Annotated in this window: 10 protein-coding genes; 7 read left to right on the top strand and 3 right to left on the bottom strand. The window is 38.2% G+C overall.

The window, feature by feature from the left end; genetic code table 11:
- The first annotated feature begins 1 nt into the window (after position 1).
- From flgL to cudC, 4 genes are all read left to right on the top strand, one after another.
- Positions 2 to 883, top strand: a complete 882-nt coding sequence (gene flgL / locus AC1VNJ_RS19415; RefSeq protein WP_028412015.1) for a flagellar hook-associated protein FlgL — start codon at positions 2 to 4, stop codon at positions 881 to 883.
- A gap of 81 nt (positions 884 to 964) precedes the next feature.
- Positions 965 to 1,387, top strand: coding sequence for a flagellar assembly protein FliW (fliW, locus tag AC1VNJ_RS19410; protein WP_028412016.1), 423 nt, complete (start codon positions 965 to 967; stop codon positions 1,385 to 1,387).
- Positions 1,388 to 1,411: 24 nt separating this feature from the next.
- Positions 1,412 to 1,642 carry a carbon storage regulator CsrA gene (gene csrA / locus AC1VNJ_RS19405; protein WP_028412017.1) on the top strand — a complete coding sequence of 77 codons (231 nt, stop codon included), beginning with the start codon at positions 1,412 to 1,414 and terminating at the stop codon, positions 1,640 to 1,642.
- A 226-nt stretch (positions 1,643 to 1,868) separates the two neighbouring features.
- Entirely contained in the window at positions 1,869 to 2,423 is a 555-nt protein-coding gene (cudC, locus tag AC1VNJ_RS19400; RefSeq protein WP_028409671.1) for a choline uptake/conversion transcriptional regulator CudC, read from the top strand.
- A 42-nt stretch (positions 2,424 to 2,465) separates the two neighbouring features.
- Here cudC and AC1VNJ_RS19395 read toward each other — a convergent pair whose 3' ends face one another.
- Together AC1VNJ_RS19395 and betB are read right to left on the bottom strand one after the other, a co-directional pair.
- A complete protein-coding gene (locus AC1VNJ_RS19395) occupies positions 2,466 to 3,668 on the bottom strand; it encodes an iron-containing alcohol dehydrogenase (RefSeq protein ID WP_016765895.1) in 1,203 nt (400 codons plus the stop codon).
- A gap of 21 nt (positions 3,669 to 3,689) precedes the next feature.
- Positions 3,690 to 5,180 carry a betaine-aldehyde dehydrogenase gene (gene betB / locus AC1VNJ_RS19390; RefSeq protein WP_189643484.1) on the bottom strand — a complete coding sequence of 497 codons (1,491 nt, stop codon included), beginning with the start codon at positions 5,178 to 5,180 and terminating at the stop codon, positions 3,690 to 3,692.
- A 630-nt stretch (positions 5,181 to 5,810) separates the two neighbouring features.
- On the opposite strand from betB, the gene AC1VNJ_RS19385 reads away from it, so the two are divergent.
- Positions 5,811 to 7,523 (top strand): high affinity choline transporter 1, encoded by a 1,713-nt coding sequence (locus AC1VNJ_RS19385; protein WP_028412019.1) that lies wholly within the window; start codon positions 5,811 to 5,813, stop codon positions 7,521 to 7,523.
- A gap of 39 nt (positions 7,524 to 7,562) precedes the next feature.
- Here the strand turns inward: AC1VNJ_RS19385 and AC1VNJ_RS19380 are convergent, their stop codons facing one another.
- Positions 7,563 to 8,960, bottom strand: coding sequence for an amino acid permease (locus tag AC1VNJ_RS19380; RefSeq protein WP_028412020.1), 1,398 nt, complete (start codon positions 8,958 to 8,960; stop codon positions 7,563 to 7,565).
- Between the two features lie 331 nt (positions 8,961 to 9,291).
- Here AC1VNJ_RS19380 and AC1VNJ_RS19375 point away from each other — a divergent pair, with 331 nt between their 5' ends.
- Positions 9,292 to 9,972, top strand: coding sequence for a hypothetical protein (locus AC1VNJ_RS19375; RefSeq protein WP_028412021.1), 681 nt, complete (start codon positions 9,292 to 9,294; stop codon positions 9,970 to 9,972).
- 202 nt (positions 9,973 to 10,174) lie between these two features.
- Entirely contained in the window at positions 10,175 to 11,971 is a 1,797-nt protein-coding gene (gene fliD / locus AC1VNJ_RS19370) for a flagellar filament capping protein FliD (RefSeq protein WP_033580411.1), read from the top strand.
- The last annotated feature ends 11 nt before the right edge of the window (positions 11,972 to 11,982 follow it).

Genomic DNA, 11,982 nt, shown 5'->3' with positions numbered 1-11,982 from the left:
GATGCGTGTCACACAAGGAATGTTAGCGGCTAATTCGTTAAAACAGATTAGCAATAGCTATAATAAGCTGGAAACCCTTCAAAACCAATTATCAACGGGAAAGAAAATTACTCGTCCTTCCGATGACCCGGTAGTCGCTACGAAAGGAATGGCGTATCGGTCTAATCTTTCTGAAGTAAATCAATATAAACGTAATTTAACAGAAGCTCAGTCTTGGTTTGATAGTTCAGAATCAGGACTTGAACAAGTCAATTCCATTCTTCAGCGCACTAAAGAGCTGGTCGTGCAAGGGTTAAACGGTACGAATGAAAGTGATGACCGACAAGCGATTGCACGTGAAATTGAACAGTTAAAGCTGGATTATATGCAAGTCGGCAATACGCAGGTGGCAGGAAACTATATCTTTAACGGTGTAAATGTGGGAGCACCGCCGATTAGTGAGAATGCAAGCGGTATGATAGAATCAAATATTAATCTGGATCCTTTTTCGGTTGAGGTATCAAAAGGTATCCAGCTGAGAGTCAATATTCATCCTGAAAACATCTTTGGACAAGGTGCATTCGACTTAATGAACAATGTTCAAACAGCTTTTGAACAAAACGATGTAAACTCACTAAAAGATCTTTCTACACAGGTAGACACGCAGCTGTCTACGCTATTAGCGGAGCGATCTGAATTGGGAGCAAGGAGCAATCGGCTTGAGCTGATCGAAAACCGCCTTGATTCACAGGAAATTACGGCTACTAAGATGCTTTCAAATAATGAAGATGCAGATATTGAAAAAGTCATTACGGATTTAACCGTACAAGAAAGCGTGCATCGTGCTGCTTTGGGAGTAGGGGCTCAAATTATTCAGCCTACGCTGCTAGATTTCTTGCGTTAAAAAGCTCCTTCTACACAGAAGGAGCTTTTTTATAATGAAAAAAGATAACAAGAAAAAATTAATTAGCAAAGGTGTGATGAGATGAAAATTTCCACAAGCTATCATGGAGATATAGAAATAGATAATCAGCAAACACTGACATTTAATCAAGGGATTCCAGGTTTTTTGGAAGAAACTGAATTTGTTATTTTACCACTTCCGGAAGCCGAAGCTTTCCAAGTTCTGCAGTCTACTCAAACCAAAGAATTAGCTTTTATTATCACGGATCCATTTCAGTTTTTTTTAGATTATGATTTTCAACTAGAACCTCAGGAAATCGAAAAGCTTCAATTACAACAAGCGGAAGATGCAGCTGTTTACGTATTGCTTACGATGTCAGATTCTGTGGAAAAGATAACGGCTAATTTGCAGGCTCCTGTTATTATTAATACAAAGCAACAGCTTGCTAAGCAAGTGATTTTAATGAATACAGCTTACGAAACGAAGCACAGGTTATTTGAGTAAGAGGAATAGATAAGGAGTGAGTCCATGCTTGTTTTAACACGAAAGTTATATGAAACAATCAAAATAGGTGATGAAATTGAAGTGACCGTCCTTGCAGTTAATGGTGATCAAGTAAAGTTAGGAATTCAAGCTCCAAAGTCTGTAGATATTCATAGACAAGAGATTTATGAAGAAATACGTAATGAAAATAAAAGTGCTTCTCAAATTACATTACATGCTATTGATATGCTGAAACAATTACCGAAAAAGAAATAAAACAATCAGATTGAAAATAATTAAAAATATACCGTATAAATAATATCTAAATCGGGAAAGATAAACATATAGTATTCCCCACTATGTCTTAAGCCTTTCTCTTTAAGAGAAGGCTTCTTTTTTATCAAAAAATTGAACTGAATTTCTGTTTTTTTCCTTTTTATCGTGTATCATTAAATTTATTAAGTATAATTCAAATAAATTTAACAAAAGAGGAGAAGAGTAAATGAGTGATGTTCAAGAGTATCATGATTTATTAAAAGAAGCCGAAGATGTGGTTGTCAGTGCTTTAGCTGATACGATGGATTTATATGGTGTTACACCTTCAGTAGGAAGGCTGTATGGCATGCTTTATTTTATGGATGAACCTGTTACATTAGATCAAATGAGTGAAGAATTGGGTATGAGTAAACCAACGATGAGTACATCTATTCGTTCACTTCAAAATATTGACATGGTCCACAAAGTGTGGAAAAAAGGTGTTCGAAAAGACTTATATGAAGCAGAAAAAGATTTTTCTAAGTCCTTTTTTTCATTTTTCTGTAAGAAGTGGCAAAGAGAAATTTCAGTTAATTTAGAGGCAATCGAAGAAGCGGAAAACAAGCTGCAGATTCTTTTAAATGATGAAGATGTACCTGAGGAGATCGCAGTAAAAGCAAAGCGTAATTTAGCGCAGATTATAGAGTCCAAACATTATTATCATTTCTTGAAAAAAGTAGTGAAAGTTTTTGACGACCGAAGAATCATCGATATTTTAAATGAAGAATTAGCGAAAGAGTAACATAAAAAAGGCTGTTGAAAAATCAACAGCCTTTTATCATTTTTATACGGTTAATGGTGTAGCTTCAAAACAGCGGTTATAAATCCATTCGTAACTTTTTACAGTTAAATCACGAGGATTCCCAACTGTTTGAGGATCATTAAATGCTTCTTGCGCTAAGCGAGAAACCGCTTCTTTTGGAACACCTTGTTCTTCTAAAGAAGGGATTTGTACATCTTTAACTAATTGATATACTTCACGAACAGCTGCTTGAGCTGCTTCTTCAAGTGTTAGTTCATGTGTATTAACCCCTAGAGCTTGAGCTATGCGCGCAAATTTCTCAGGCTCACCCATCCAGTTATACTCCATTACAGGACCTAGCATTGCTGCTACGCAAGGGCCATGGGCAATTGGATAAATGCCTCCTAATGTTTGAGCCATCGCGTGAGCTGCTCCTGCAGATTCACTTCCATATGAAAGGCCAGCAAGCATAGCTGCATGCGCCATTCCATAGCGTGCTTCGATATCCTGTCCATTTGCAACTGCACGTCGTAAGTATTTTCCAACGTACTCAATAGCCAATAAAGCAACAGAGTCTGTCATTGGTTGCGCAAAGTGGCATGTATAACACTCAATTGCATGAGCTAATGCGTCAATTCCTGTACCGGCCGTAATATGTGAAGGCATAGATACGTGCAGTTCTGGATCAATAATTGTTAAGTGAGCAGCAATTAAAGGTCCACCTGTATTAAACTTAAACTCACGAACAGGATCCGTAATGACGGCCCATTGTGTGACTTCGCTTCCTGTACCCGCAGTTGTAGGGATTGTTGTTAAAGGAGGGATACGTTTTGTTAAAGGTTTTTTTCCTTCAGCTGCTTCATAATCTAAGACGGGAGCATTATGAGCTACTTCTACACCAATAGCTTTTGCCGTATCCATTGAACTTCCGCCTCCAACAGCTACTAGTCCGTTGCATCCATTTTCCTTGTACATTTTTGTGCCGTCTGCTACTACGTGAATAGAAGGGTTGGCTTCTACTTGGTCAAATAGAATAACGTCTACGTCCGCTTCTTTTAAACTAGCGATTACGGGATCTGCTAAACCTACTTTTTTTACACCAGGATCTGTTACTAATAAAACTTTAGACACACCTAGGTTTTTTACTTCCTCTCCAGTATGTTTTACAGCACCAATTCCATGTTTTACAACCGTTGGCATCTCAAAACTTTTTAAACGTTCCATTCTTTCAAATCGCATAAACATCTTTAAATTCCCCCTTAATTTTTATTGAAACCAGCGCATTGGCTGTGGATTTGTATTGGTATAAATATGTTTAATTTCCGTATACTCTTCTAGACCGATATGGCTAAGCTCTCTTCCAATCCCAGATTGCTTATAACCTCCCCAAGGAGCCTGCGGGAAGTAGGGATGATAATCGTTAATCCAAGTTGTTCCCATACGGAGTGCTTTCACTACACGTTCAGCTCGGTTCATATCACTTGTCCAAACAGCTCCAGCTAATCCATAGATCGTATCATTAGCAAGTGCGACTGCTTCTTCTTCAGTACTGAAGCGCTCAATTGTCATAATCGGACCAAATGACTCTTCTTGGACAACTTTCATGTCTCCATGACAGTTTGTAAAAATAGTTGGTTCGATAAATAATCCTTTTTGTAAAGAATCCTGAGTTGGACGCTTGCCTCCTAAAACAAGAGAAGCACCTTCTTGTTTCCCTAGCTCAATATAATGTTCCACTTTAGCTAGATGTTCTTTTGAGATAACGGGTCCCATTTGAGTGGCTTCGTCCATGCCGTCCCCTAGCTTAATTTTTTTGGCTTGTTCAATAACTGCTGAAACAAATTTATCGTGAATATCATCTTGAACGAGTAATCTCGCACCAGCTGAACAAACTTGACCAGCATGAAAGAAGACCGCATTTAATGCATAGTCAACCGCAGTGTCAAAGTCAGCGTCAGCAAAGACGATATTCGGATTTTTCCCTCCGAGTTCAAGAGCAATTTTTTTAAAGTTGCCTGCGGCAGCCTGCATGACTTTACGTCCAGATACTCCGCCACCTGTAAAGGAAACTAAATCTACTAAGTGACTCTCTGCCATTTCTTGTCCAACGGTCGCACCTGGACCGAGCACAATGTTAATGACGCCTGCTGGAAAGCCAACTCTTTCAAAAATTTTCATCATATGAATAGTTGTTAAAGGGGTGATTTCGCTTGGTTTAATAACAATTGTGTTCCCAGCAGCAAGTGCGGGAGCCAATTTCCAAGAGGCTTGCAATAACGGGTAATTCCAAGGAGTAATTTGGCTGCACACGCCTACAGGCTCACGGACAACGCGGCTAACAGAATCGGGATTAGGTGACTCAATCATCTGTCCGCCATCTTTATCTGCTAATCCAGCATAGTATTGAAAGACATCAGCAATTCCATCCATGTCTGCTAGGCTTTCAACGAGGGTTTTTCCGGTATTTAAGGTTTCAAGCTTTGCTAGTTCCTCGCGATCATTGCGAATTTCTTCCGCTACTTTAAATAACAAAGAACCTCTTTCGGCCGCTGTAAATTTAGACCATTCACCTGCATCAAAAGCTTTTCTAGCTGATTCAATGGCTTCTATGGCATCAGCACGATTTCCTTCTGTAACGACAGCGATAACCTCTTGATTAAAGGGGTTTACAATTTCTCTTTTCTCGCCGCCGCGTGCTTCAACCCATTGGCCGTTTATGTGCATTTTCTCAAGCATAAGTGTTTGTTCCAATAGCATCGACCTCCAAATAATAGAATTTGTTAAATTTATATTTAACGTTCTTAACAATTTGAATTATAGCATCGGCCATTTAATTTAGTCAAATCCAAAAACTTTAAATGTTCTGAATTTAAATTGATTTTCTTCTCTATTAAGAGCTGATTATTCGGATATTAAGAAAAAATTTAACAAAAAGTAATTAAAAAATACTGATTGCTATGTCCCTTGATACAAAAGGTTTTTTTATGTATGAGCTATGAGAATATTATTCTTTTTTTATATGAAAACCCTTAAACTTTTTTGACAATATCCTAAACATTCAGATATATTAACCATAGTACGATATCTGCTTGCATACAAACCTTGAGAAACAAAGGATTTTGAATGTGGAAATTAAGAAAGGAGTTTAGAGAGAAGATGAAAATAATTATGAATTTTTAGCTGAATAATAAAATAAGTCAATTTAAATTATTTTAATATAATTATATAAACGTAATTTCTCCCCTTCGTATTGGTATTTATAATCCAACTATTTATAGTTTATTCTAAAAAAATCTATTTTTAGGTTTAATTGTATGCTGGTAGGAAAAAGGAATAGAGGACAGTTATGTCTTTAGATTTCTTTATCAATTTAAAGGATGTGAGACGATGCAAAATGCTAAAAAGCCATTTCGTTCAGACACACAACAAGCCAGGCCTGAAAAGTCGAATGAGACTTCTGACTTTTCAGGGAAATCAAACAGAAACAACCGTCTACTAACCCCCTTATGGACAACTATTATAGGATTTTTCATCTTTATGGTTGTCGCATTTATCTATTCTCTCTATAATCCAGATCTCTATTGGCCAGGCCTCATTTTAATGTTCATTATGTATGGTGTTATTTACTTTATTGGTGCTCGAGCTGCTGCAAGTAAAAAAGGAAAATCAGATGATATGCTTGTTGCGGGAAGATCTATGCCGCTATGGATTTCAATGTTCACAATGACCGCTACTTGGGTAGGTGGAGGGTATATTGCTGGAACGGCCGAAACTGTTTATTCCTCAGGACTGACTTGGACGCAAGCGCCATGGTGTTATTCAATCAGCTTAATTTTAGGCGGTATCTTTTTTGCTAGAAAGATGAGAAGGTTTGAGTTTATGACAATGCTCGATCCTCTAGAATCTCGTTTCGGTAAGAAAATGGCTACGGTTCTTTATTTTCCAGCTATATTAGGAGAGCTGTTTTGGAGCGCAGCTATCTTAACTGCTTTAGGAACAACATTCGGTGTGATTTTAGGCCTCAGTTTTTCAATTTCCATCATTCTTTCCGCACTTATTGCCATTGCATACACCGTGATTGGCGGCTTGTGGGCAGTAGCACATACCGATATCTTACAGCTTTCTATTATGTTTTTAGGATTATTTCTGGTGCTTCCTTTTGCATTTTCGAATACGGGAGGGGTGGGAGCCGTTTTTTCTACTTATTCAGAAGGTATGACTGGTTCTCTTCATTTATTTCCTCCATTAAAAGGCTGGGAAGATCCAAAATGGGGAAATACATATTGGCAATGGTGGGATAGCACATTTTTACTTATTTTTGGTGGTATTCCATGGCAGATTTATTTTCAGCGCGTGTTATCTGCTAAAAATGAAAAAGCAGCAATGTGGCTATCTATTACAGCCGGCATTTTTTGCGCTCTAGCGGCCTTGCCTCCAACTTTAATAGGAATGATTGGTTACAGTGCGGACTGGTCTTCATTTGGAGCGTCAAGCCCTGAGAGCGCGTCTATGATTTTAACATACGTATTTAAATACCTAACGCCTGATTTAGTAGGAGCGATTGCGCTTGGAGGACTAGCTGCTGCCGTCATGGCTGCAGTAGCGGCTTCGTTACTTTCAGCTTCGGGAATGGCAGCTTGGAACGTGTATCGTCCGATTGTAAAACCAAATGCGACACAGGCGCAGTTAGATAAAGTTATTAAACGTTCTATCATTATCATTGGAACTGGAGCAACTTTAATTGCTTTAAACTCTGAGAGTGTCTACTCCTTATGGTATTTATCAGGGGACCTAGTGTATTGTATTCTTTTTCCACAATTGGTTTGCGCTTTGTTCTTTAAAGGAGCAAACTGGTACGGATCTTTGGCTGGATTCATTGTGTCTCTTGTTCTTCGAATCGGTGGAGGGGAACCGCTGCTTCATTTAAAAGCGCTGCTTCCGTATCCGATGATAGAAGACGGGGTGGTCATGTTTCCATTTCGTACATTTGCGATGGTAGGCGGGTTGTTAACTATTTTTATTGTTTCTTACGCAACGCGACGTATTTGCCCTCCTCAGCCGCTTCGAAACCTTCATCGTGACATATCGGTTGAGAAATAATCAAAAACAAAATAAAAAAAGCCGCAGATGCGGCTTTTTTTATTTTGCAATATTTTCTGACTCGGAAAATTGATCGTCAGGTCGCTTGTTATTTGTTTTTTTGATGAATGAGTATGAAAGAAGAACAACAGCGGTTAATCCAAGAGTTAAGAAAAACTGTGAGCGCATCGAATCAATAAATGCCATTGATAAGAAGATCACGGTAATAACAGCAATTGTTACGTATGTTAAATACGGGAACAACCACATTTTCATTCCTTTAATTGGCTGGTTGGCTTGAATCATTTTCTTACGCAGGCGTAAATGCGAAATAGCGATAGCTAAGTACACAATAAGAGCAATGGCTCCTGATGCGTTAACTAAGAATAAAAAGAGTTTATCCGGCGAAACGAAGCTAAAGATAGCACATACATATGCGGCAGCTGTGCTAATCCATACGGCTCTTGCCGGCACGCCTGATTTGCTTACCTTTGCTAAAGCACGAGGAGCTTGTCCTTTTTGAGCTAATGATAAAATCATTCGCGAGTTCGTATATAAAGCAGAGTTTAAGCAAGACAAAACGGATACTAATACGACTAAATTCATAATTTGTGCAGCTGCTGGAATGTTGACCATTTCTAACATTGTTACGTACGGACTTTTTAGTAAATCAGCTGAGTTCCAAGGTAAAAGAGTTACTAAAATAGCAACTGAACCAATATAGAAAATTAAAATTCGCCATACGACACTGCGAATAGCAGTTGTAATAGCTTTTGCTGGATTTTCTGATTCACTAGCTGCAATAGCCGCAATTTCAGCTCCAAAATAAGAGAAAATAACGGTAATAACTCCTAAAAAGATAGAGTTCGTACCTTTTGGCATAAAGCCTCCGTGCCCCGTTAAATTAGCTAAACCAGGTGAAGATGTACCTGGGATTAATCCGAAAATAATAGCTAAACCGATTCCCATAAAAGCAACGATTGCCACAATTTTAATCATTGCAAACCAATATTCAAATTCTCCAAATGATTTGACAGAGAATAAGTTTGTTAAGGTTAATGCAAAGGTTAAGATTAAGCTTAAAAGCCAAATTGGTACGGAAGGGAGCCATTCATGAACAATTGCTCCTCCTGCAGTGGCTTCGATTGCAATTACAATTAGCCAGAAAAACCAGTAAAGCCATCCAACAGCATAACCTGCCCACGGGCCAATTCCTTGCTGAGCATATGTCGCGAATGAACCTTTATCTGGATTTACCATAGCCATTTCACCGAGCATACGCATTAATAGAACGACTAACAGTCCGGCTGCTGCATATGAAACTACTGCTGCTGGGCCTGTTGCGTTAATAACGGATCCGCTTCCTACAAACAAGCCGGCCCCGATAATACCTGCAATGGAAATCATGGAAACGTGACGTTGCTTTAACTTTCCGTGTGATTCTGTTTTGTTTCCCATCGTATTCACTCCTTTAAAATTATCGAAAGACTATTAGAAAATAAAGTAAATTCTGAAAATATAAATAGAAATTCCTCCCCTTACCTTTATAATAAGCAAGAAGTGTGCCAATTATCAAATTCCTATAAAAATCGACTTTAAGTTACTAAAATCGACGCATTTTAAGTCGGAAAAGACTCGTTTTATTCATTATAGACTTATTCGCCATTTGGGATGTCGAGTATATACGTACATTTTATACAAGTTTTCGACATACATCTTATTTATCTTGTATGATAAAAGATAAATCGGTATTATGTTCCAAGAAGAATGTTTGAAAGGGTGCGTGTGTTTGAGAAAATTTATAGCTGTTATTTTTCTATTTATTATCCTTTTATTTGGGTTGTATTTTTTCGTTAGTCCAGTTAGAAATGTTGAAAAGCTTGATCAGACTGCTTCATTATCTTCACTAGCACAAGAAAAGTCCGCTCGTGCGACGTCGCTAGAACTGAACGGAGGCTCCCCTATTTTAGGCTACCGATTGAGCGAGAGCGATGTTAACGATTATTTGCGCAGCTACCTTTATGAAAATGATGAAACGGTTGAGGGAGCAGAAGCGGAGTTGCTTCCGGAACATATAAAATTTTATATTAATAAACATGTAGTATCTTTTATGGAATCACAGTTTGTAGTTGATGTAACACCAAATGCCGAGAATGGAAAGCTTGTTTTGAAGGTGAATAGTGTGCATTTAGGAAGAATGCCGATTCCGAGGTCTCTTGTATGGGATCGCTTAAATATTAACGAGTCTTCTGATGTCACGGTCGATAAAGAAATGAATGAAATTACTCTGCTCAATAATTTGCCAGATTCCATTTCGTTTGAGCAAGCAGATACAACGGATGAATATATAAATTTATCTGCCTCTGTAACCATTGATTCGTTACGAGATATTATAAATCTAGCGCCATACCTTATTCCTAAGGATATTCAAAGGAATTTATCCCAGAAACTGAACTTGTTTGGCCAATAATAAAAAGCTCACTTATTGTAAAAAAATAAGTGAGCTTTTTCTATCTTGCACCCTTTGACCTATGAAAAAAATGTTCGTTTTACCGATACAAAATAGAGAAGTGGTGAACCTATGAACGAATAGGGAGATTCGAAAAAATATACTTATATTTTATGGCTAGCAGTTGATGGATAGATGAATAAAAAAACGGTGGTGATGGTAAGTGGTAAGAGTAAGTGGATTAGCAAGTGGGATGGATATTGATCAAATCGTCAGTGATTTAATGAAGGCTGAACGAATGCCTATTGATAAGATGAAAAAACAAAAGCAAACGTTAGAGTGGCAGCGCGACGATTATCGCTCTATGAATTTGCTGTTATCAGACTTTAATAATCTTGCTTTTAATATGACCTTGCAGTCTTCTTATTCGTCCAAAACGGTATCTTCAGCAGATGAAACAAAAGTAAAAGCAGCAGCTACTTCCTCAGCAGGAAATGCGTCTTATACCCTTTCAAACGTGACAATGGCGACTGCTGCGCAAAATATCAGTAGTGGGAAAATTTCAGAAGGCACTATTGACCCTACTAAAAGTTTATGGGAACAAAAAACCTTGCTTGGCAGTGCGTGGAGTGGAAAAGAGGTCAAGCAACCTGACATTACAATAAGTGCTGATACAAAGACTGCCAAGTTATCCAAAGGAGCCATTTTTGAGGGAAGCCTGCCTTCCTCTATTCAAGTGAAAAATGGAGAATCTTCTCAAGAATTTAATATAAAAACTACAGGTGATCCTACTTTAATAGGAGAGAATGATGTATTCGTTAATATGAATACGGGCGAAATGACATTCGGTTCCACGTTAGCAAACGGTAGTACTGTTCAAGGATTTACGTATAAGCAAAATGTCCTCCAGTTTTCTATTACAACGTATGACAGCAATGGAAAAGCAACAGGAGATAACGAAGACGGCAGTATGTCATTTGAATTTGATGGTTCAGCGTCATTAAATACTGTTTTGACCCAACTTAGTAATTCAAAAGTAGGTATTTCAGCCTTTTACGATGAAGGAACAGATAAAGTTGTCTTTACTCGCAAAGACACAGGAGATTTGTCAAAAACCGGTAGTGCAGGCGGTCAAAAAATGGTGTTCTCAGGAGAGTTTTTAACCAATTTCTTAAAATTAAATACTCAAAAAGAAACCGGCGGAACAGACGCAAAATTTACGCTAAACGGTCTAGAAACAACTCGTAAGTCTAATACATTTACAACGGGAGGCGTTACCTATACCCTTCAAAATAATTTCACAGGAGATGTGCGCGTTAACGTAAGCAATGATACGCAAAAAGTATTTGATACAATCAAAGATTTTGTGACTAAATATAATGAGCTGATTGAGAAAATTAATGGAAAGATTACCGAAGAAAGAGACCGAAACTATCAGCCTTTGACGGATCAAGAAAGAGAAAAGCTAACGGACAAACAAGCTGAGCAGTGGGATGATAAAGCAAAAAGCGGTTTGTTAAAAGGAGACACAATTTTATCAAGCGGGCTGAATCAAATGCGTTCTAACTGGTATGCCTCTGTATCAGGAGTGAGCGGAGCATTTTCACAGCTAACGGACATCGGTATTTCAACTAGCGCAAACTATAGTGATCGAGGCAAGCTAGTGATTGAAGGTGACGGGACTAAATTAAAAGAAGCAATTGAAAAAGACCCGCAGTCTGTTATGGATTTATTTATGAAAAGTGGAAGTACAACAAGTGAAAAAGGGATTGTACGACGTTTACGAGATACGATTACTCAAACCGTATCCAAAGTTGAGCAGCGCGCTGGCCGTTCAACATGGACAAGTGAACAATTTTTGCTTGGGCGGAATTTAAAAAGCGTAAACAGCCAAATTACTAGTTTTGAAAGCAGGCTCACACAAGTAGAGGACCGGTATTATCGTCAGTTTACAGCAATGGAGAAAGCCATTCAAAATGCAAATGCTCAAAGCGCGCAGTTATCGCAATATTTTAGTTAAGAAGGAGTGAA

The sequence above is a fragment of the Priestia sp. 3CA3 genome, from assembly GCF_056836725.1.
This window is presented reverse-complemented; position numbering and strand designations above follow the sequence as displayed.

Bases quoted from the DNA above. Each gene is read 5' to 3' on its own strand.
- AC1VNJ_RS19395 (WP_016765895.1), bottom strand. From the start codon at position 3,668: ATGTTTATGCGATTTGAAAGAATGGAACGTTTAAAAAGTTTTGAGATG.
- AC1VNJ_RS19380 (WP_028412020.1), bottom strand. From the start codon at position 8,960: ATGGGAAACAAAACAGAATCACACGGAAAGTTAAAGCAACGTCACGTT.
- csrA (WP_028412017.1), top strand. From the start codon at position 1,412: ATGCTTGTTTTAACACGAAAGTTATATGAAACAATCAAAATAGGTGAT.
- flgL (WP_028412015.1), top strand. From the start codon at position 2: ATGCGTGTCACACAAGGAATGTTAGCGGCTAATTCGTTAAAACAGATT.
- betB (WP_189643484.1), bottom strand. From the start codon at position 5,180: ATGCTATTGGAACAAACACTTATGCTTGAGAAAATGCACATAAACGGC.
- cudC (WP_028409671.1), top strand. From the start codon at position 1,869: ATGAGTGATGTTCAAGAGTATCATGATTTATTAAAAGAAGCCGAAGAT.
- fliW (WP_028412016.1), top strand. From the start codon at position 965: ATGAAAATTTCCACAAGCTATCATGGAGATATAGAAATAGATAATCAG.
- AC1VNJ_RS19385 (WP_028412019.1), top strand. From the start codon at position 5,811: ATGCAAAATGCTAAAAAGCCATTTCGTTCAGACACACAACAAGCCAGG.